The sequence below is a fragment of the Bradyrhizobium sp. SRL28 genome, assembly GCF_018596315.1.
Taxonomy (GTDB): Bacteria; Pseudomonadota; Alphaproteobacteria; order Rhizobiales; family Xanthobacteraceae; genus Bradyrhizobium.
In genome coordinates this window covers 1-21,188 of record NZ_JAHEAG010000070.1, presented here as the reverse complement: position 1 = coordinate 21,188, position 21,188 = coordinate 1, and the positions used below count along the sequence as shown (strand labels likewise).

The window sequence follows — 21,188 nt, the reverse complement described above, 5'->3', positions numbered from 1 at the left end:
GCCCATGAAGGCGAATGCGCCGCCAATCGGCTGACTCATCTTCAGCGGGTTGACCGCGCAGGCCTTCTTCGGCGTGGTGACGATGGCCATGACGCCGTCCTATTCCGCGGCTTGCAGCATGGCAGGCGGCGAGGAGACCGGCATGGTGGCCAGGATGTCCTCGATACGCCTCTTACAGCAGCCACCGAACGCGTTGGTGTGCTGTCTGACTGCCTCGACGCTGGTCAGGCCATGCGAGCGGATTGCGTCCTCGATGGTTCCGAGATCGACTTCCTTGCAGAAGCAGACCTTTTTCGCGCGCCGGGTCGTCTCCGGATCGGCGGCAACCTCGGCGGCCTGCGCGTCCATCCGCGCCATCCCCTTGGTCGGCCACCTCCCCCCACGGCACTGGTCGACGCAGCTGCTCCCACATCGGGTTGAACAGCGCTTTGTCGATCTCCTCGACCAGCTTCACCATACCGACGTAGCCCATGTAAGCGTGGCAGCGCTCCTGGTTGATGTCGAGCCAGGGCTTCGCCGCTTTCCGCCATGGGTCATCCACTTCGCGGATTGAGCTTGCTGCATGTTTGATTCTCTTTGCATGGGCGTCTGTCCCATCAGCCCGGGCCACGCTGCATTGTCCTTGATCGAGATCGACCCCGATCAGCTATCCACACCACCGGAGGGAGTTTTCCATCAGGTCCAGCGGCTGCCTGAAGGAATCAGAAAGGACGACGCTTGCGCGCCCCCTCGGGTGGCGCCTGATGCACCCTGGGGATTGCACATTGACCCAAGCAAGGGCAGCGGCGAAAATAACGAAGACCGAGATGACGGCTGCGGAAGCCAAGAGCGAATCGGTGCGCATGACGACCTCCATTGAAGCTGATGCGAATATATCGCCGTTTCAAGAGACGCGTCTTTGACCTTGATCAAATGAGGGCAAAAGAACCGACGCGACGCGCTTCAACTTACGCCCGCAGACAGCGCTTCGGCGCGCGCGGCATCCAACAGGACGACGCCACGCGTAAAGGTGCGGATCACGCCATCACGTTCGAGCTTCGTGAAGGTACGACTCACCATTTCGATGGTGAGCCCCAGATAATCCGCGATGTCCAGCTGTTTCATCGGCAGCGGCAGAATTTCTCCACCACATTCAATTCCACTGAGTCGGTCGCGGCAGCCGATCAGGAAGCTCGCCACCTTCTCTTCGGCGGAGTGCCGTCCGAGCAAGACCATATGTTCCTGTGCCCGGGCGAGCTCGCGGCCCGCCAACTCATTGATTCGGCGCAACAACCGCGGCCGGTTCTCGGCGAATGTCGCGAACGATGCTCTGGAGATTTGGCACAGCGCGACACGGCCGATTGCGTCAGCGGAAAACTCGTGCTGCGGTAAGCCGGAGAGCCCGAGGAAATCGCCCGGCTATTGTCACCGGATTTGAATTGACCGACCAGATTATGGCGGTCCTTTGCTTTTGTGATCTGGGACGCGATTTGTCGGCCTCATCGTAAAGTGATGGTGGAACAAACCTGTCTGTGTAGTGATCTCAACAGCGCCACATACTCCTGATCGCGATTGTTGGTCTTGTCCAAAACATCATTGCCCGAACGCTCAGTAAGCAAGGCTGGAAAAAGGCGCACTTTGACATCGATCCGGAAGTCAACCTCTTGCGTTTTATGCCCCGCCAACGCATCTACCGCAGTGCGGTGGCGCCATGCGCTATCGCTGCCCTCTTGGGCGTTTCCTCCCTAGACTTGGGCCGCTTGTTCGTTCAAGCGGCCTTTTTTCTTGGTCGCCGTTGTGGCGGCGCTCGGCTATTCACTCGGCAAGTCGCTCGCGCACACGCCCCATATTTTGTTATCGTCTTTACGGCCACGGCCGTCGCGGCCACTGTCTCAGACCCCGCCATGTTCCGCTCCGGTCGGGAGTTCGCTGCCTGGCTCGGCTCGGCCTGACGCCAAGGCAGAACTCCACGAGTGGGAAGGAAAGGCTCGGCCATATAAGGAAGCAGGGGGACGCCCATCTCCGGCACTTGCTGATTATTGGGGCACGCAACGTCGTCCGGTACCCAAAGGCGCGATCACGGGTCGGAGCGGCCTGGATCGACGCACTACTTGAGTGACGTCGCCCCATAGTCGTTGCAATCGCCGTTGCCAACAAGTTAAGAAGCTCGGATCATCTGGGCGATGATGACGACCGGTGAGTTCTATCGGCCGAAGGCTGCGGGGTGAACTGCCAAGCAGGCTGGCCACTTTAGGTGTGAGGGCAGATGACAGCATGATGGAAACCGGCGGAGCTGGGGATCGAGAAAACCCGAAGAGCTTTAAGCGCAACAAGCGCGAACCCGTTGATGAGGCCTCGATCCGCGATCTCCATCAGGGCCAGCGGCCATGATATCGGTCGCACCAACAGGCCGTATACATGAACGCACCCGACCGATCTCCAAAACGCTGTCGAAATCCCTTGCACCCGCGGGCCCGTCTATACACGAAGCTCTCGATGAAACCGTTCTGCATCGGTTTCCCCGGCGCGATGAAGTGCCAGTCGATGACTGTGTCCTTGCTCCAGGCGAGCATGACATTGCAGGTGAACTCGGTGCCATGGTCGGGTACGATCATTCCGGGCTTGCCGCGTCGCTCGACGATCGCCGTCAGTTCGCGGGCAACGCGCCGTCCTGAGATCGACGTATCTGGAATAGCCCCAGGCACTCTTTGGTGACATCGTCGACGATGTTGAGGATACGGAAGCGTCGGCCATTGGCGAACTGGTCGTGGACGAAATCCAACGACCAGCGTGCATTCGGCGTCGCTTCCAGGATCGGCGCCCGCGTCCCCACAGCTTGCGGCGGCCACGCCGCTTGCGGACGGCGAGCCCTTCCTCCCGATAAAGCCGGTAGATCCGGTTAATCCCGACGGCTCTCCCTCCCGCCGCAGCAGGATGAACAGCCGGCGATAGCCGAAACGCCGCCGCTCGTTGGCGAGATCGCGCAACCGGCCGCGCAGAGCCGCGTCTGGAGGGCGGGTGGAGCGGTAGCGGATCAGGGCCAGAACGAATTTCAAACTGGAATAAGCCCGTGGGGCAAGGTCACCTTGTTTCAAAAGTGCCGCGGGATCGAAAGCTGACCGAGATGGCCCGTTCGCACTGTTAATGTTAATGGAATGTCACTAATGCCTTGGGATGTGCGCGAAGCTGAAAATCTGCTGTGCGAAGTCTGGGAGCTTTTGCTCGAAAAGTGCAAACAACCCTTCGTAACTTCAAGCGGCTTGTAAACTGTCAGCTCAAAACCTGCTTCGCTCGCGATTTCGCCATCTCATGGCCAAGGGCATTCACCGAAAAACGCTTCGGTTGGGCTTCTGACCATCGACTTTATTCGAACTGATCAATAAGTCCAGACTGTTCGATCATCTTCTCCGTCTTGGACCAGGCCTCGTCCGGCATCAGACGGATGATCTTACTGAAGACCTTGACGAACGCAGCCTTCGCCGCATCGTCGTCGAAATCGTCCGCCTCGTCTGCGGACAGCAGCGGGCGAACATCAGCCATGAAGTCGTTCGTGAAGAACGTTTCTTCTGAGCACCGTTTTAAGCAAGGTGTGGTTGCGATAGGCGGCGACAGAGTATCCATAGCAGGGCGCTAAAAAGTTCCGCGAACCAACGGCGGAGCAGGCTGAAGTTGTAGCCGGCGGCGGCGAGAACGGCGTTGATGCGGTCGCCGTCGCGGCCCTTGAGATGGTTGCGACGCATTCGGTGGTCGTCCTTGAGATGGCCGATCACCGGCTCGACAGCGGCACGACGCCGCATCTCGCGGCGGATGGCTTTGGTGACGCGGCGAACCTAGCCGCTGATCCAGACCTTGAACCGGTCGGGATAGTTGTGGCCGCGATAGCCCTTGTCGCCGTGGATGCGGCGCGCTGCGACACCTGTGAGCTTTTCGAGATCGGCGATGACGGGACCGAGCGTGTGGCCGTCATAGGGATTGCCGTGCAGGGCCTTAGCATGCAGCACGAACTGCCCGCTTTTGGGCGCGCTGGCAGGCGTGGCAATCGAGACTTTGCAGCCAAACTCGTAAGGTGCCCGGGCCTTGCCTTTGCCGATGCACTCCACCTCAGGGGCGTGCAACGAGTAGACCTTGGGACCGCGCTGACGTTGCTCTTGATGGCGAACCCGGTGGGCGAGATCGAGCAGCGGACCAAGGCGATCCTCAAGCGCAGGGTCGCCCTCGATCCTGCGTCTGATGTCACGAATGATGCGGCCAAGCCGGGTGCGCAGGAATTTGAGTTCTCGCCGGGCGCGCTTGAACTGGTGGGCATGCGTGTAGCGCCCCACCATGATGGCGGCGCGCTTGGCCACGCGCAAATAGCTCTGGCGCAGTTCGATGCCCTCGCGTTTGGCCAAATCGACCAGCTTCTCGATCGCCCGGTGCATGAGCTGCGCATCGCTCGGATGCGCGATCGCCTTCTCCTGGACGGTGGTGTCCACAACGACCCGCTCGAGATCTTTGGTCTCGATCGCCCCAGGTCGATGCGCCACCGAGAGGCTTTCTTGCAGCAGCGCGGCGATCTGCTCCTCGCCCAGCCGCTGGCGCCAGCGGGTCAGCGACGAGCGATCGAACGGCAGGTCGTGCCGGAACACCACCTCGCCGCAGAAATACTGAAATACGGGTTCTCGACCCACCTGTCGCACAGCGCCTCGTCGGAGAGATTGTGCATGTGCTTGAGGATGAACAGTCCGGCTACCAATCGTCTCGGCAACGGTGGCTGCCCCGGCCCGAGGCGACAGACCGAACTGAAGCGTCCCGCCAAGAAGTCCCAATCGATCTCCGCCGCCAGACGCACCGGCGGATGGCGAAGGTTGATGATCTTCTCCAGAGATGGACGAAACAGATCGTCCTGACGATCGTCGCGCGGCTGGCTCATGGGTTCTCCCCAACAGCGAATCTCGCCGTCAAAGGAATCACGAAGCCGCCAAATCCGGAATCCAAAAACGCAAGAAAACCAGGAGCTACCCACGGCTTTCTTGCAAAATCGAATACTTGCTCACGTCAAATCACAGCGACGGATCAATCGCTTCCGAATTCTTCACGAGCGACCATGAAGTTTGGATTGTTGAGTTTCGTGAACATGCGCTTTTCGGCTTCAGCGCGGGATATCGATATCCCGCCAGCCGCGAGGTATTTGCCCAAGACTTCTACGGTCGTGCTCGCATCAAATCCCTCGAAGATATCGAGAGCGTGCGCAATGTCGATCAGGTCCCGCCCCTTATGGCATTGGAGCAGCGCGCGAAGCTTGGTCGAGAGTAATTCTTCGTTTGAAACGTCGATATGTCGGCGGTGCCTGTAAACCACGTGTTTTCGACTTTAAATGGCAGAGATTGTAGTGTGTCGTAGGCAGTACGCTCCCGCGTGTTGATTTCGATCTTCAAACGAATTGGCGCAGGGTTGCTCTTGTCTTCGGCTTCGACCGAGTATTTGAGCTTGGGCGCAATTTCGCTTTGTACGAATTGCGGTTCGCCAAACCACAGATTCAGAACTTCGCGAACGCGGGTCAACACCGGCCCTATCGGGCCTGCCGCGGTACACGAGGTCGATGTCTTCGGAGTAGCGCAACGGCTTTGGAAAATGCAGGTTGTTGAGCGCGGTCCCTCCGAGTTCCGCCTTCAAGAACTCATCCGAAAAGAGCGCGACCAGCGCTCGGCTGATGATCAGGTCTTGCTCGACCTGCCGTTGTTCGACCCATGGCGTTGTCTGCGACCATGCGACAATGTTGAGGGCCGGAATCATTCGTCAATCTCGGGGTAACGATGGACGATGACGTGCCAGCGCGTGCTGCGTACGAGCGGAGGTTCGCTTTCTTGAGCGTGCTCTTTGCGGTTCTGCGGCTCCAGCATTACCCAGGGCAGAGGTTTATAGTTTTCATGGAGATAGCTTTCCAAGGGACCTGCTACCTGCTCGTGACCAAGGCGCTCCAATAAATAACCGAGACGTTGGATGACCGTGCGCTCGAATTGCCGCGCCAGGGATGCAAGCTTGTCTGCTTTCATACGCGTCGCGAGATCGCTCAATACCGTCGCGATCGCGTCGATGCTACCAGCTACGTGCAGATACCGCAGGAGATCCAACGCGGTAAGTTCGGGCGACGAAAGTTTCATCGTGCCAGCGTCGGTTTTGAAATCCTTTAATGCGTTCGAGACCTGCGAAAAATACTTGCGATAGTAGAATACGAGCATGGAGCGCCCGACCCGCATCTTGGGAATCTGCTTGTTGGTGATGATCTGAAATTCCATCACCGCATGATGTGAGGCGCCTTGCAGTTCCGCGGCCTTGAGCAGTCCGACATAGTACGGTCGGTTCTCGTGGCGCATCAGTTGGTCAATGTACCAGGTCGGAGGCGGCGCGCCCCATGAGAGATATTGCGGCGGCACGATTACATAGAAGCCGTTTCGAGGACTTACGAGATGCTGTTTTTGCTCCAGACGTTTCGCGCTCTTCAAGAAAGCGGCTTAAGACAGTCCAAAACACGCATCGCTTCGTCGCGGGTAAAGGAGATTTTGCCCGCGGCCTGGAGGCGGGTCGTGTACGCAGAAAGGGTGACAGGGGCATCTAGCATTGCATTGAATTATAGACGGAAATCATCCATTTTTCAATATGATGCTGCTATATTCATACAGCTATATATTCGTAAATTGACTGTCCGTTTTTCAATACGATGCGAGATGACGATCCCCGACGGTCGAGGGCCAGAACTTGCTCAGCGAAGGCTTGGCCTATCCATCTGTTTGCGGCCCCCACGGCTAAACAGCCTTGGTGCGAGCCGAATATCTAAGCGGATTCCACGGACTTGACCGGTCAACCATGAATGACGAGAGGCGGGTATGTCATCGCCTCCTGGCCAGACATCCATTGGCCAAGTGCAACAATCAGGCGGCAGTTAGCACCGGCTTCTCTAACCCATTGCTACTACGTTCGTTCATCAACGCATCCATGCCGTTGCGGTGCAGCCACAGAAGCCCTCGGGCAAGTTGCCGTAGGTCGTTGCGGTCCGCACCAATAGGTAAGCTTCTTGCACGACGGAGAGCGTCGGCAGCCTGTTGCTCCAATGAGGATAGCTTGCGTTCCATCTGCTGCCCCCCAAATCGATATTTGGCTCTTGGCGAACGCTTATCTACCCCACTTCAAATATCAGCATTGTGAAATAGCCCACAATTCTATAGCGCGACAATCTGGAATCTGGATGGGAAGCCGCATTGCGTCGCCTGAAATGTTCCTGAATGCTAGGCCGTTGCCTCACGTAATTTGCTCCCCAGTGAGATGGGACTGGGGGGGCGATAATGAGGCAACTGAGCATGGCGACTCGAAGAGAGCTGACGGCCGCTGTGGGGCAGCGCTACAGAGAGGCGAGCCGCGCGGAGAAGGCGCGAATTCTCGACGAGTTTGTGGTGGTGACGGGCTTCCATCGAAAGCATGCGATGCGCCTGCTCCGAGGCGATATGGGGAAATCCCCGGTTCGGCGGACCCGTCGGCGGATTTACGAGGAAGCTGAACGAAATGCGCTGGTAGTTCTTTGGGAGGCATCGGACCGGATTTGCGGCAAGAGACTGAAAGCGATGCTGCCGCTCCTGATCGAGTCGATGGAACGGAACGGTCACATGGGCCTGGCGCCTGAAATCCGCGCGAAGCTGCTGGCGGTGAGCGCGTCGACGATCGATCGGGCGCTGGGGAAGATCCGACAGGAGAGTGCACGCCAGCGGCGCCGGCCGGTGGCGAGCGCATTGCGACGGAGCATCCCGGTACGGACGTCCGCCGACTGGAAGGATCCGGCGCTGGGCTTTGTCGAAGCCGATCTGGTCGCCCACAGCGGGCCCTCGGCGCGCGGCAGTTTTATCCAGACGCTGGTGCTCACGGATATTGCGACCGGTTGGACGGAGTGTGCGCCGTTACTGGTGCGCGAGCAAACGCTCCTGAGCACCGTGTTGACAGAACTTCGCCGACAGCTGCCGTTCTCGTTTCAGGGCATCGATGCCGACAATGATACCGTGTTCATAAACGAAACGCTGAAAGCGTATTGTGAGCAGGCGAACATTGTGTTCACGCGTTGCCGACCCTACCGCAAGAACGACCAGGCGTTTGTCGAACAGAAGAACGGAGCCGTGGTCCGACGGATGGTTGGTTATCGGCGGTTTGAAGGGCTCGAGGCGGCTGCATTGCTCGCAGCCGGGCTATGGGCGATCGAAGCCGACATCCGTGGCCAGGATCCCGCAACTCGGGTGAAAGCACGCCAGGAAAAGTCTGCCACCATCGTCGAAACGCTCTTCGATCTGTGGGAGAAGGAACTGCCTCGCCTGTCCGGCAAATCCAAGCTCGCTGAGGCGATCCGGTATGCCACATCCAGGCGCACCACTCTCGAGCGCTTCCTGAGCGACGGTCGCATCGAGCTCGACTCCAAACCGTCGAGCGCGCGATCCGGCCACAAGCGATGCGCGAGTCATTATGCACTCCCTCGTCAAGTGTCTGTAAACATTGGAAGCGTGCCCGCGTCGACAACGCGACACGGGCGACCTTTCCGGGCCACCGCCGTTTTGACCGGCTCAGATGCCAGGTCGTCGGCACGGATTTGATGCGGTGCGCCGGGAACAACCTGCAGAGCCGGAAGGACACCAGCTTTGATAAGGCGCCGTATCGCGTGGTTTGTGACGCCTAAAACCTTTGCCGCTTCGGTCATGGTGAGCCATTCGCCATCTTTTTCCGCGGATCGATAGGCATGGATTCCACGCACGCGTCGAACGGAAGCGACGCGGTGCGCCGTCCAGGTCTTGCCTTGGCCGGTGGGCAAGCCAATTCGGTTAAGCGACGCGGCGATATGTTCGTCAGACCAGCGGCCGGCCATGCTGCGCATGACCGCCAAAGCGTCTTCGGTCGTTGCGCAACCATGTTCACCAGTTCGTGGCTTGTGGACAGCTCGGAGTGCTGGCCACCACGCCAATGGATCGTGAGCACGACATCGCGCGCATCATCATCGACATCGACGACGATCTCGGTGATCAATGTCCGCAGCAGTTGCTGGCGGGCACGCATCGTAACACCTGGCGCATTCCACGCCGCCGATAGATTGTCCGCCAGATTGGTGAAGGCGCGCGGATCGACCTTGACGTCTCATGGCCTTTCAGCGGGCTGGCGTGTCTCCAGATCCCGGACACGCCGGAGCGCGGCCTCCCAGCTCTTCTCCAACTGCGCGGCAATGAGACGATTGTCAGGATCGCAGGCGGCGTAGCGACGTTCGGCCAGGCTTGCCTCATAGCGGGCCTGCTGCATTTCCATGTCCAGGATGCGTTGCTGGTCTTCCTGTTGTTCCCGGTGCATCCGCTCCGCCTCGAACGCGGCTTCGATCGCCATTGGCTCCACCGCCTGCAACAACTCCCGGGCGATCGCGGCATCAACCCGCGGGCCGCCGAAGGTCATGCACCGGGGCAGACCCATCATAAGGTTTGGCTTGTCGCAGCGATATACCGGTCGGCTCTGCGGATTGCCAGTGTAGGCAACGCTCAGCCGCCGCCCGCATCGCCCGCAGGTCATCATCCTCGACAGGAGTGCCCTGCCACCCCGGCCGGACTTTGCGCCTCCGGCACGACCGTAATTATTGAGGGCGAGTTGCTTCTGGTTGCGCTCATATTCGGCCCAGCCGATATAGCCTTCGTGATGATCTTTGATCATCACCTCCCATGTCCCGATCGGCTTGCCATGCCCGTAGCTCCGCCGTGCCCTCCCTTCGACGATGGCGGTGCGTTTCTCGCTTTTCCCGTACACGTAAACCCCTGCGTAAAAGGGATTCTTGAGAACCGCGATGACGTTGCGGTAGCGGATCGCCACCCGGTCGAAGCTGGTCATGCGACCTTCGTCGGAGGGCCGCGGGAAGTGGATCTGATCCGCTTTCATCGAGAGCAACACCTGGCGCGCGCTGCCGAGCTCGCGGAAGCGGGTGAAGATGAGTCGGATCACTTCCTGGAGACGTAGATCGGGATCGAGACCAAGCCCCGCTTCACGGTGCCAAATGTAGCCGAACGGAACCGATAACCGCAGCTCGCCCCGGCTGGCCTTGGACCGGGCAGCGTCCAGCATTCTCGCGCGCAGCACGCCGAACTCGAACTCGCTGATACTGCCTTTCATGCCAAGGAGCAGGCGATCGTTTGGCCGACACGGATTATAGACGCCGTCAAGATCGATGACGCGGGCTTCGACAAGCCCACATAATTCGAGCAGGTGATGCCAATCGCGACCGTTCGCGCGAGCCTGGACGCGTCGAAGCATAGAACGGCGCCGACCTTGCCGGCGCACAGCCATGCGACCAAGCGGTCGAAGCCGGGGCGTGCCACCGTTCCGCTTGCCGAGCGGCCGAGATCATCATCGATGATTTCAACATCGACGAAACCCCTTTGGCGGGCGACATCGACCAGATCATAATTGGCGCCGCTTGCTCCAGGTTGGTCATAACCTGGGATTGCGTCGACTGGCGCACATACACGACAGCCTTCCTCTTGAGAACGATCGCCGGAATCACCTCAGCGCTGGTCATCTTCAAGCTCCTCGACGCTGAGGCCGGCCGCCTGCATGAGGATTTGAGCCAGTACCGAGATGATCTTGTCCCGCTCGCGGAGGCCACCCCTTCCAGCCGGCTGTTGTCGAATAGGAAGTTCATCTGCCGGCTCGGCACCGCCGCCGGCAATCTGAGAGACTTCATTGTCTTCCTCCCGAACGATTGCGACATCGCTCTGGGAGTGTGCGGGGTTGGCCGTACCTATCAATAGCCGCTCCAACTCGACGAGGGCCAGATCGACGCGCGGCGCGCCGATTGTCATTCCAGCGCAAATCAAAGGATCGAGCATCCAACCGGCGAGCGATACCACGATCCCTGCCGGCCCTTGCACGCTAAGAAATTGGCCCGTCGTTCGCTGCTCCATGCGACGCACCAAAACCTTGCGGCCGAATTATGGATGATACCGGTAGTGCACTTCCAATTCATGCCCGACATGGGCAGAATGAACGGGCAACAACGCGGTCCGGGAGCTCGTGCCACGCTGTGCGTGTCGGAAGCACATACAAAACGCATGACGACCCGCCCGTCGTCCACCCGCGCGACCGCGTGACTTGTCGGCAGCACGGTCATGATCAAAGCCCGTTCTCCGCGGCTTCGGGTAAAGCGCATCATGTCACCCTCAAATCTGTGCGGATTGAATCACTGCTCGCGACCTGTCCGGATTTATTTCGGAGTACAGAAGCTGACGAGGCTGCAGGGTTTGCGGAATGTGCCGCTAGGAAGAGCGGCTGTATCGCTGCGACGAGGCGCTCATGAGCCATTACAATCTCGATGCGCGAAGCGTCCCAGTTGATAGCGCTCGAATAAGCGCCCCAAGGCTCGCTGACGGCCAATACTTGTTGGTGGTTGATGGGCGGCGCCTCGCCCATTGAGGCGGCAGGAGATCACCAACATGCGAGGTTCGCCATCCTGAAACGCGCATGCAACCCGACCAGCCTCGCCGCGACGGCGCCAGAAAGGGCTTGAAGTCGACGTAGCGTCAGGTTGTACAGTCTGAATCATACATGCGGCCATCGGCCCAGAAGCGTCATGATCACAAGGAGAGGCTTCGATGTCTCGGTGTCAAAGATGCGTGAGAGGCTGTGGCTGTGCAGGCCCATCTCGAAATCGGCCCGTAGCGAATGTCGGAGCGACAAATTGAAGAATTGAAGCTGCAGCAGGACGTGCAGTTCGAGATCATCGGGCCGCCTTCCCATAGGCAATGGACGGCTCCGAGTTAAATCTCGATGCGCCGCGTGCGGCGTTTTCCTGTAGGAGGGGCGCCAACGCTGTTGCTTCTCGGTGGAGCAAATATCTGTCTTTCGCGGTCTCCGCGATTGTTCCGGACGCGGAACCGCAAAGTGAAGCCAGGCCTCTTGGTGAGTGGGGAACGTCGCATCGTTGCGCTTTTGGCGCGCAGTCCCCTGCTGCCCGAGCGACCTGCGAGTCTTCTGCGGAAGCTAAGGCTGGGGCTGGCGTGAGTATTGCGCGAAGTCGGAGGGGCGCGGACGAGCGTCCTCTTGTTCTGGTTGCCGATCTTGGCAATTGGCTTTCTGAAGCTGGAGTCTTTGTGGTCAGTGCACCCGAGTTTGGCTCTGGGGCCGCTATGAAGAGTTATCTAGGGAGAGTGGTATGGAACCGGGCTATAACGATTCGAACTATTGGGTGCGTTGGTACGCTGAGCAGCAAGAGCTGCAGCGTGCGCGGCAAGAGTTGGAAAGCGTGCCTGCGGATCAAGCTAGCTTTGAGCAGCAGGTGAGCGAGCTGCAACTCGGCTCCCCTGAGGAGAGTTCGCCTGAGCTTAGTTCGCCCGACACTCCAACAGAGGGGGCGCATGGAACTGTCCAGCGTACTGATGTTGGTGGTTCGATGCGGATGCCGCCCCGATCCAATCTGCGGGACAATTCATTCAGCAGCACGCGGTACAGCGTCGATGTGCCGCGCGCTCATCTTGGCTTGGCTGCAAATGATTCTCCGTCTGACTTGCGGGGCAGGCCATTCAGCAGCATGCGCTACACAGCGCCGTCGGAAGCGCAGCCTGCGGCGCGGACGAAGGACAACAAGCCCCGTGGACTGTTCTCCCGGGTCAAATCAGGGCTCGGCAAAGTCTTTGGAGGAAGCCGTCGGGAAAAGTCGTCCGGCGGCTCGGCCTCCGACGCGGTCTATTCAGAGCTTCGCATGGATTTCGCGAAGCGCAGTCGCCCGTCCGAGGCGGACCTGGGCCTCATTGAAGAGTTCAAGGTGGCGTTGGCCGGCGAGAACCGTAGGCCTAAGACCATTAACAACTACGTGAACGCTCTCAGCATGTTTAGCGAATTCCTTCAACCCAAAGGCGTGACGCTGAAAGACCTGCTTGGCGACGCTGATCTGCTGACAGCCTATAAGGATGACTTTATGAAAGTGGCGAGCGCCAATAGCAGGAATTATTTGGGGGGAGCATTGGACACACTCCAGCGTTTCCGGGCCGGAAATCCCATATCCGCCCCCGCGTGGGTGGATGCGCAAGAGCAACCGATGCATCCCCAAGACGAGCGGATCATCCGCCAGTTCGCGGAAGAGGTCAAATCGTACAGGGTTGTTCCCGATGGTAGCAGAGGTCGAGGGACTGGAAGTGTTCCCGCCGCTACCATCAAGTCCAATGCGCAGGCTCTTAAGGCGTTTGCTCGTTGGCTCCGAGCGGAGAATAAGGGGCCGCTGACTACTCGCGCGTTTAACGAACCAAGGTCGCTAGCCGCCGACATCGAGGAGTACACCGCAGCTGGTGGCGACGATCGTGACCGTCTCAACGCGGCACTGTCTCATCTCCGGAGGCTCGGGGCTGACGGGCTCCAAGCAGTCGGTGCCGGAGCCCGCCTGATGGGGCGCGAGTTATTGTCCGCTCATCCCGAGGACGTCCCCACCATCGATGGCTTTCAAAACGAAGCCCTGGGCAAGCTTGGATCCGACGCGACTCCCAAAGCGAAAGCCGCCGTCTCAAGCATGGCTTCCAGGCTACGTAATTTTAGTGATTGGCTCCAAAGGGAGAACAAGGGGGATATAATGAGCCGAATCAACGGCAGTGCTCAGCAGCAAGCGTCGTTGAACGAAGATCATGCGGCCTTCATCAAAGCCAAAAAACGGTCAGCCCCACTCGATCAGCTTCGGCAGTACCTAGGCCTCGAGCCCCAAAACGTTCTTCGTCCTTATGACGACGACACCATCATCATCGATGGCCTGGCGAACGAAGAGCTAAGCAAGCTCGGATCCGACCCGACTTCCCAATCGAGAAGGAAAACTGTCCGGAATACTGCTTCGGCGCAACGTAAGTTCAGTGATTGGCTCCGAACCACGGGTAGAGAGAGCATAGTGAGTCGAATCAACGGTAATGATCAGCAGCAACTGTCGTTGAACGTAGATTACCGGGACTTCACGACAGCCAAAGGGAAAACTGGCGTGAGTCTCGTGAGTCTCAAGAAGCTTGGACAGTACCTACGAGTCGTCGAGGCAAACAGAGCGCTGGGTGTGGCCTTCCCTGAGCGGCCGAGTCAGGAATCGCGGCTTGCCGGGTCGAGCTTATCGTGGTCGCCACGAGTGCCGTCCGACTTCGACCCGAGTGAGTGGCCGACGCCGCAAGGCCCGGCTGGGTCGAGCTCAACCTGGTCGCCGCGAGTGCCGTCCGACTTCGACCCAAGTGAGTGGCCGACGCCGCAAGGCCCGGCTGGGTCGAGCTCAACCTGGTCGCCGCGCGTGCCATCCGACTTTGACGCGAGCATGTGGCCAACTCCGCAGGGGATGCGTGACGATGCTCAGTCGAGGCCGGTGCTTAACCCTGCAGGCAGACCACCGTTCTTCATCGCGCCATCAGGCGTGCCTCAAGAGCTAGAGGATATTGGACATCTCGTCGGCGACGATTGGCAGCATGGCTCCCAGCCTGTCCCGGATTTCCTGCTCGATGTACTGGACAACAAAATGCTGATGCCGATTTCGCGAATGGTTCCGCAGCCGGTCTCTATTTACGGTGAGACCTACTCGATCACGTTAGGGCCGCGAGGACGTGACGCTCAGCTTATCCATCATCCTGGCCCATCCTCGGTTCCTGATGCCCGGATCGGCGCTTCGGCTACGAGTGCCTCTTCCGGCGACCGCAGCGGACGGGTGCTCGGAGCCAGGGAATGGCTGGGTGACGAGCATGTCCAGCGGGACTACGAACTCCTGGCGCAGGAGTTGCGGGGGAGCAATCCAAATCTCGCCGCCCGGACTCGGTTCGTGGATCCTCTCATGGCCTTTCGGGTGGGCCAGGGTACCGAGATCGACGCGCTACGTGCATTCCATCGCATTGTCGATGATAGGAATGGTAACGATACAGCCGACTTCCTGTTCTTGCCGGTGAACGATGCCAGCGCTACGGACATCAATCGCCGCGGCTCCCATTGGTCGTTGCTGCTGGTGGACCGCCGCGATCGCGAAAGGCCGGTTGCCTACCACTACGACTCCGCCCGGGGACACAATGACAGACCTGCAGCAATGCTCGCAGCACGGGTGGGAGCCAACCTGCAAGACGCCCCTATAAGCCAGCAGAGGAACGGCTATGATTGCGGCGTCTTCGTGGTGGACGGTACGCGGGCGCTGGTTAGGCGATTGGCGGGAAGACGGCAGGCAGACCTGAACCTCGAGAACCTCGTCGTCGATCGGCAGGCACTGCAGAGCCGACTGAGGGGCTGATGCCGGCTTCGACTGATAGTGCGCGCCGAACTGAACGGAGCGGCTTCTCGCCGACTCGAATGCGTCATCAGCGCCCTCGCAGAGCCTCATGGTGGCTCACAATGTGGAGCGGATGCCGGAGCTAATGCTGTTTTCGGAGACGGCGAAGGAGCCCGACGGGCGATTTCGGAGCCAGCGTTTCCGATGGTTTCACAGCCGTCATTAAGCTGTCCGGTAGCATCGTCCCCAACAATGTACGCCGAAGCTTGACGTCAATGCTCCTACTTCCGACCGGGCTATAAGAAAGCGATGGCATGGATTGACCACAAAACGCAATTTGCCGGCGAGAGCTGCGCTGTATTGACCCTGCCCGGCGCTGGCCCCCAGCAGTTTGGTTCTCGGGCTGGCCCAGCGAACGGACCCTGATGCCCCTGCAATTCCATCGTGCCGTCGAAGACATGGAGATATGGAGCGCAAGCAGCGACCACTATTCGTTCGTGATCAGCTTCCAGAGCCCAACCGGTCCTGGCTTTCGCGGAAGGTTGGGCTACGTCGCGTCGTGGCGTCCGCTTCACCAGGGCCGTGGCGCGATCAGGGTTCTCGGCTTGCCCCTCCAAAGTTTCGCTGAGGCCGAGAACGCCTGCAACACCATGCTGAATTACCTGAAGGACGACACTGATTCCACTTCCCAGCAAAGTTGAAGCATCGCTAAAATGCCGCAATCGCTCCGCGTGCCGCCCAGGATAACTGCACGATCAACTCGCAGCGCTCAAACCAGCCCTCGGTCGAGGGTGCATCTCCGACAAGGAGGACAAAATAGCCATCTGAACTTTGACATTGGCCGCCATTACGCTTTCGCAGGCGGCATCGCTGCCAACGCTGCATGGTCGAGGATCAACTGCGTCATCACGCTCGTGAGGGCCTCCTGCGCTTCCGCCGGCAGCTCCGGCCACGCGGTTGTCGACAGCGTCGGTATGGGGCGAGATCACCCAGCGGTTCGTCGTGCTACACGGACCTCGCCCGGGCGGCGGGTACGGCTTTGGCCGTTATGGCGTGCAAAGTCAGCCAAGGCAGCCTCTAGGCGGTCGACACGTTTGCCTTCCTTGAGATGGGACTCGATGATTTCGTCGATGTCGTCGGCGGTGGTCGGGCGATACTAGATGCCGTCAGGATAGACCACCATTAAGGGACCTGCGTTGCAAAACCCGAGGCAGCCCGCGGCCGTGAAGCCGATATCGGTGAGCCCTTGCGCTTCGATCGCGTTGCTCATCCTGTCCCACAGGACTTGCGCGCCGGCCGCGCCGCAGCTGCCGTGCGGATGTGGGGGCGGCACGTGGCAGGCAAAGACATGATGCCTTTAGAGTTGAGGAAGTTGGAATTCCGTTTCTGAGTTCATGTGCCTGCCAAGCGTTCGATTGAGTTCATCTGAAGAAAGACTAGATCCGAGTGCATCGCCCCTGGGAGCGCGGTCGCCTGCGCAAGCCCGTGAAGTTCGTCACCCATTGTCCCGTTGAGCGTCGCATACACATCTGATGCTGCTTCGGCTCTTGATTGTGAAGGCAAGCGGAATGACGCGGGCGCCATGATGATCGCCGTCGCCGGCAAGATCTGCCACGGAAACCTTCGCCTCTGGAAAGGCCTTCCTGCTCAGGGCTTCAATGTCTGGTCCCATCATCGCAATCTTCCTTGCTCCCGCTTTGCTTGCTCCATCATCGTGCTTCTCCATGCAAGCCCCGAACCAAGATGCGAGAGGGCGTGCTTCTGCGCCAACCCTTCTCAATCTGCCGACGTGCAACTACCAGTCGTTGTCACGTTTGCCACAGCAACGGTCTCTTCTGTTGCGGATGTGACAAACATCGAGCCGCACACGCCTGCCTACAGCTTTTCCGCAGCGAGGCCCAATATATCCGGAGAATCCCCGTCCTTCCGCATGGCCCGGCTCTTGCAATGTCACCCCGCGGAAGGATGTAGCGATCGCCGTGACTGTCGTCTTCACAGAGGAGCCCATCAATTTCGCGATCTTCCTGATGAGATCGACGCTTACAGCAAGGCGTGATCCGGCGCAAACCCACGGCATCTTTCGGCGAGCGCCGGACCGTGCGACGAGGGGCGCGTGATCGTGGATTGTGCGAGATTGCAAGCCGAGCCGGCTAGGAGCGCGAATGGCAAACCGCGATCAGCGATGCCAATAGCCGGCCCTTCGATCAATTGATTCCTAGGGCGGAGACCTCGATCGCAAGACTACGTCAATGAATAAGCCCTTTGAGTTGCCGCGCGTGACTGGAATTTGTACTTCGCAGGGTTGCTCCCCTCACCCTGCACGCACGGCCAATCTGGTTTCAGCGAGTCTCCAAGGGCTTCTGATACAGGATCGTTATCTCACCCCTAGGTGGTGTGGACTCTAAGGATTCCCTTTTAGGACCAAATCAGATTCAAGACTGCTTTTGGGGAGGCAGTCTTGGGCGTGATGGATCGTTTAGTGTTGAGCGAAGCGGCTTGGGAGCGGATGGCGCCGCTGATCATAGGCGGGAATGTCAGATATTTTGTGTAAGAGGCCTCTGTGAAGGGGAAATTTCAGTCGTTTCTTGCATCAGCCGGACATTGTCATCGATCCCATGGTGGCTAACAGTGGCCGGGCAGCAAACTCTGTCAAGGCCGCAGCCGCCGCAGGCGGGGGCCGCAGGCCCGCCTTTACAGAGCTTGCTGATCGGCCAAACTCGGGCCGCCGGATAAGACGGCTGATCGACATTTTGGTCATCGCGTTGATCCCGGAAAGCGCGAGCCGAACTGAATGGCGAACTGCCCATGGCGGCAGTCCACTCGACGCCTCGCCGCCACCTCAATCCGGCGTTCTTGATGGCGAGATAAAGCAGCTTCAACGCCGCGTCATCGTTTGGAAAGCTGCCGCGGGTCTTGATGATCTTGCGCAAGCTACGGTGCAGCGCCTCGACCGCGTTGGTAACCGGTATGAGATTTCTCGGTGCCAACGTTCCGCTGCGGTGTTCTACATCGTGGCGTATGGTGCGACCATCGGGACAGAGGCACCGGGAGCACGAAGGTGCGGGCAGGCCGATACACACGATGAGCCGAGAGCTCGAGTTAGTAGCTGGCCGCCTCTGCGACTCGCCCGGTTGCGCCGAGAGCGCGAATCCGTAGTTGTCGTGTCGCCCGCAGCTCCCGTCAATGTGTCTGACAGGAGGTGCGAATGCGACGGGTGATTGGCATTGATGTCCACCGAACCTTCGGGGAGGTGGTATTTTGGGAGGACGGCAGGCTCCGACATGCGGGCCGCATTGATATGACGCGAACTGCGCTGGAGGGATTTGGCAAGACCCTGCTGGCCAGTGATGAGGTGGTGATCGAAGCGATCGGCAACAGCATTGCGGTCTCGCGAGTGCTGGCGCCATTCGTGGCGCGGGTGATTATCGCCAATCCGTTGCAGGTGAAGGCGATCGCCCAGGCTCACGTCAAGACCGACAAGATCGATGCCGGCACGCTCGCCAGTCTGCAGGCGGCGGGGTACCTGCCGCAGATCTGGACGCCTGACGCGGAGACGGAACGCAAGCGCAGGCTGGTGGCGCGGCGCTACCAGGTCGTGCGGCATCGCACGCGGCTCAAGAACGAGGTGCATTCGATCCTGCACGCACACCTGATCCCGAAGTGCCCACATGCCGATCTTTTCAACGCCCGCGGCCGGACGTGGCTGGCCGCTCAACAATTGCCGGACGATGAGCGAGCGGCCATCGATCGGCACGTCCGTGAACTGGACCGGCTGGCGGAAGACCTGGCCCTGCTCGACCGCGAGATCGCGCAGGACGCCATCGACGATCCCGCGGTCAACAGATTGATGACGATCACCGGCGTGAATCTGGCAGTCGCCGCCGGGATCGTGGCGGCGATCGGGGACATCAGCCGGTTCAACAGCCCGCAGAAGCTGGTGAGCTATTTCGGGCTGAACCCGCGGGTGCGGCAGTCGGGACTGGGAGCCGCCCATCACGGTCGCATCAGCAAGATCGGCCGCAGTCACGCACGCGCCATGCTGGTCGAGGCGGCCTGGGCCGCGGCCAAGGCGCCCGGTCCTCTGCATGCTTTTTTCGTGCGCATCCGCGCCCGACGCGGCCATCAGATCGCCGCGGTAGCCGTGGCTCGCAAGCTCACTGTGCTCTGCTGGCATTTGTTGACGAAGGGCGAAGATTACCTGTGGGCGCGCCCAGCGCTGGTTGCCAACAAGACCCGCGCGATGCAACTTCAAGCCGGACATCCGCAACAGAAAGGCAGCCGGCGTGGACCAGCCTATGCCTACAACATCAAGGCGCTGCGCGACCACGAGATGTTGATTGCCGCGCAAGCGGAGCAACGTTACGAGCGATTCGTATCGCAATGGAAACCGCGCCCGCCAAAGGCCGGCGCGCGGACGCCTCAGTTCGGCAAGACAAAATAGGCAGTCCGGTGACGCTTGCAGCCGACACGTCACGCTTCGCCACGAGGTCGCCCGCGCCCGACAAACATAATCGCGGCTGACAGCAACTTCCAGCCGAGCTGGCCAGTCCCGTTCCACGCAGCCTGCCACCGTGCTCGGGTCGGTCAAGGCCAAGCCTTGCGGTGGCCGCAAAATGGCGGCCAGCCTTGACCGCCCCTGCGCGCGGCGACTGCGAGATCGATGGCCGGGACGGAAGAATGACCCGCAGCGGCCGAACAAAAGAATGGACTTACAGCGACTTTTGCAATCGTCGGCTCGGCAGGAAAAAATCGCTTGTCCATCTCATCCGTGGTGTAGATCATCTTGCGGACGCCAGGAGCAAACGCGAAGAACGGCACGACCTGTTCCCAGGCGCGGCGCCAGGGCCTGGCCGATCGCCGGATAGCGCTTGCCCCATTCGTCCTCGAACTCCTCGAACCGGACCAGCGCCATTTCGGCATTCTCGGCCCGGTAGATTGCCTTGATGGCAGGCAGGATCGCCTTGCGATCCTTCCAGGCGACAAACGCCAGGCTGTTGCGGATCAGGTGCACGATGCAGGTCTGCACCACCGTCTGCGGATAGACCGAGGCGATCGCCTCGGGAAAGCCCTTGAGCCCATCGACCACCGCAATCAGGATATCGTTGACGCCACGCGTCTTCAGGTCGTTGATGACCTTGAGCCAGAATTTGGCGCCTTCGGTCTGCTCGATCCACAGGCCCAGAACCTCCTTCTCGCCGTCCGGATTGAGCGCCAGCGCGACATAGACGGCCTTGTTCTTGACCATGCCTTCATCGTGAATCTTGACCCGCAGCGCGTCAAAAAACACCACCGGATAGACCGGGTCGAGCGGACGGGTTTGCCATTCCCGGACTTCGTCGAGAACCGCGTCGGTCACCCGACTGATCAAATCCGGCGAGACCTCGGCCCCATAAAGTTCAGATAAATGTCCCTGGATCTCGCGCACCGTCATGCCGCGCGCGTAGAGGCTCAGGATTTTGTCGTCGAAGCCGTCGAAACGGGTCTGGCCCTTGGCGATCAATAGCGGCTCGAAGCTGCCAGCCCGGTCGCGTGGCACAGCTATATCGATCTCGCCGTCCTCAGTCAGGATCGTCTTCGCGCTGGTCCCGTTACGGCTATTGCCGCTGCCGCGGCCGGCCGGATCCCCCTTCTCGTAGCCAAGATGATCGCTCAGCTCCGCACCAAGCGCCCGCTCAATCAGCGCCTTCTTCAGCTGTTTGAAAAGCCCATCCGCACCGGTGAGGTCTTCAGGCTTCTCATAGTTAGCAAGCAGTTGATCCAGTAGTTCAGGTGTAATCGTCGTCTCGGTCGTCATGTGAGTCTCCTCGGTAAGGTAAACTCACAGAAACCTGCTTACACATTCTTTCTGACACCCTCTCACAGGCCGGCCTGACCAGAAGGGTTCGACCGGCCGTGACAACCGGATGTTCGTGGAAGGCGTGCTATGGGTCGTGCGTACAGGCTCACCTTGGCGTGACCTCCCCGAGGT

Annotated in this window: 11 protein-coding genes and 9 pseudogenes; 5 read left to right on the top strand and 15 right to left on the bottom strand. The window is 59.8% G+C overall.

Features of this window, described 5'->3' with window-relative positions:
• Positions 1-99: 99 nt before the first annotated feature.
• Both KIP88_RS42715 and KIP88_RS42710 read right to left on the bottom strand, forming a co-directional pair.
• Positions 100-523, bottom strand: a pseudogene (locus tag KIP88_RS42715) ((2Fe-2S)-binding protein); the annotation flags it as partial.
• A 419-nt stretch (positions 524-942) separates the two neighbouring features.
• Positions 943-1,272 carry a helix-turn-helix domain-containing protein gene (locus KIP88_RS42710; protein ID WP_249791459.1) on the bottom strand — a complete coding sequence of 110 codons (330 nt, stop codon included), beginning with the start codon at positions 1,270-1,272 and terminating at the stop codon, positions 943-945.
• 575 nt (positions 1,273-1,847) lie between these two features.
• On the opposite strand from KIP88_RS42710, the pseudogene KIP88_RS48825 reads away from it, so the two are divergent.
• Positions 1,848-2,026 (top strand): annotated as a pseudogene (locus tag KIP88_RS48825) (transposase); the annotation flags it as partial.
• Positions 2,027-2,354: 328 nt separating this feature from the next.
• Here KIP88_RS48825 and KIP88_RS42700 read toward each other — a convergent pair.
• The 7 genes and pseudogenes from KIP88_RS42700 to KIP88_RS42680 all read right to left on the bottom strand — a co-directional run.
• A pseudogene (locus tag KIP88_RS42700) lies at positions 2,355-3,017 on the bottom strand (DDE-type integrase/transposase/recombinase); the annotation flags it as partial.
• Positions 3,018-3,342: 325 nt separating this feature from the next.
• A complete protein-coding gene (locus KIP88_RS42695; protein WP_214494056.1) occupies positions 3,343-3,519 on the bottom strand; it encodes a hypothetical protein in 177 nt (58 codons plus the stop codon).
• Between the two features lie 38 nt (positions 3,520-3,557).
• Complete coding sequence (locus KIP88_RS47380; RefSeq protein WP_249791457.1) at positions 3,558-3,776, bottom strand: transposase; 219 nt, start codon at positions 3,774-3,776, stop codon at positions 3,558-3,560.
• Between the two features lie 33 nt (positions 3,777-3,809).
• Positions 3,810-4,684 (bottom strand): annotated as a pseudogene (locus tag KIP88_RS42690) (IS5 family transposase).
• A 350-nt stretch (positions 4,685-5,034) separates the two neighbouring features.
• Positions 5,035-5,319, bottom strand: a complete 285-nt coding sequence (locus tag KIP88_RS47375) for a nucleotidyl transferase AbiEii/AbiGii toxin family protein (protein WP_308163784.1) — start codon at positions 5,317-5,319, stop codon at positions 5,035-5,037.
• A 12-nt stretch (positions 5,320-5,331) separates the two neighbouring features.
• Positions 5,332-5,754, bottom strand: coding sequence for a nucleotidyl transferase AbiEii/AbiGii toxin family protein (locus KIP88_RS48820; protein ID WP_249791456.1), 423 nt, complete (start codon positions 5,752-5,754; stop codon positions 5,332-5,334).
• Positions 5,751-6,464 (bottom strand): type IV toxin-antitoxin system AbiEi family antitoxin, encoded by a 714-nt coding sequence (locus tag KIP88_RS42680; protein WP_249791455.1) that lies wholly within the window; start codon positions 6,462-6,464, stop codon positions 5,751-5,753. Before KIP88_RS42680 ends, KIP88_RS48820 begins: the two co-directional genes overlap by 4 nt.
• A gap of 837 nt (positions 6,465-7,301) precedes the next feature.
• On the opposite strand from KIP88_RS42680, the pseudogene KIP88_RS42675 reads away from it, so the two are divergent.
• Positions 7,302-8,470, top strand: a pseudogene (locus tag KIP88_RS42675) (transposase); the annotation flags it as partial.
• A gap of 3 nt (positions 8,471-8,473) precedes the next feature.
• Here KIP88_RS42675 and KIP88_RS42670 read toward each other — a convergent pair.
• Positions 8,474-10,540: pseudogene (locus tag KIP88_RS42670) on the bottom strand (recombinase family protein).
• Complete coding sequence (locus KIP88_RS42665; protein WP_214494058.1) at positions 10,527-10,925, bottom strand: hypothetical protein; 399 nt, start codon at positions 10,923-10,925, stop codon at positions 10,527-10,529. Before KIP88_RS42665 ends, KIP88_RS42670 begins: the two are co-directional and overlap by 14 nt.
• Before the next feature lie 1,247 nt (positions 10,926-12,172).
• On the opposite strand from KIP88_RS42665, the gene KIP88_RS42660 reads away from it, so the two are divergent.
• A complete protein-coding gene (locus tag KIP88_RS42660) occupies positions 12,173-15,241 on the top strand; it encodes a Ulp1 family isopeptidase (protein WP_214494054.1) in 3,069 nt (1,022 codons plus the stop codon).
• Between the two features lie 1,045 nt (positions 15,242-16,286).
• Here KIP88_RS42660 and KIP88_RS42655 read toward each other — a convergent pair.
• From KIP88_RS42655 to KIP88_RS48035, 3 genes and pseudogenes are all read right to left on the bottom strand, one after another.
• Positions 16,287-16,553, bottom strand: a pseudogene (locus tag KIP88_RS42655) (ferredoxin); the annotation flags it as partial.
• A gap of 162 nt (positions 16,554-16,715) precedes the next feature.
• Positions 16,716-16,946, bottom strand: coding sequence for a BolA family transcriptional regulator (locus KIP88_RS42650; RefSeq protein ID WP_249791453.1), 231 nt, complete (start codon positions 16,944-16,946; stop codon positions 16,716-16,718).
• A gap of 808 nt (positions 16,947-17,754) precedes the next feature.
• Positions 17,755-18,150 carry a hypothetical protein gene (locus KIP88_RS48035; protein ID WP_374226595.1) on the bottom strand — a complete coding sequence of 132 codons (396 nt, stop codon included), beginning with the start codon at positions 18,148-18,150 and terminating at the stop codon, positions 17,755-17,757.
• A gap of 293 nt (positions 18,151-18,443) precedes the next feature.
• Between KIP88_RS48035 and KIP88_RS42640 the strand changes: the two genes are divergently transcribed.
• Positions 18,444-19,661 (top strand): IS110 family transposase, encoded by a 1,218-nt coding sequence (locus KIP88_RS42640; protein ID WP_214494057.1) that lies wholly within the window; start codon positions 18,444-18,446, stop codon positions 19,659-19,661.
• Between the two features lie 314 nt (positions 19,662-19,975).
• Here the strand turns inward: KIP88_RS42640 and KIP88_RS42635 are convergent.
• Positions 19,976-21,014 (bottom strand): annotated as a pseudogene (locus KIP88_RS42635) (IS256 family transposase); the annotation flags it as partial.
• A 61-nt stretch (positions 21,015-21,075) separates the two neighbouring features.
• Here KIP88_RS42635 and KIP88_RS42630 point away from each other — a divergent pair.
• Positions 21,076-21,188, top strand: a pseudogene (locus KIP88_RS42630) (transposase); the annotation flags it as partial.

Bases quoted from the DNA above. Each gene is read 5' to 3' on its own strand.
- KIP88_RS42695 (WP_214494056.1), bottom strand. From the start codon at position 3,519: ATGGCTGATGTTCGCCCGCTGCTGTCCGCAGACGAGGCGGACGATTTC.
- KIP88_RS47380 (WP_249791457.1), bottom strand. From the start codon at position 3,776: ATGCGGCGTCGTGCCGCTGTCGAGCCGGTGATCGGCCATCTCAAGGAC.
- KIP88_RS48820 (WP_249791456.1), bottom strand. From the start codon at position 5,754: ATGATTCCGGCCCTCAACATTGTCGCATGGTCGCAGACAACGCCATGG.
- KIP88_RS42665 (WP_214494058.1), bottom strand. From the start codon at position 10,925: ATGGAGCAGCGAACGACGGGCCAATTTCTTAGCGTGCAAGGGCCGGCA.
- KIP88_RS42660 (WP_214494054.1), top strand. From the start codon at position 12,173: ATGGAACCGGGCTATAACGATTCGAACTATTGGGTGCGTTGGTACGCT.
- KIP88_RS42650 (WP_249791453.1), bottom strand. From the start codon at position 16,946: ATGGAGAAGCACGATGATGGAGCAAGCAAAGCGGGAGCAAGGAAGATT.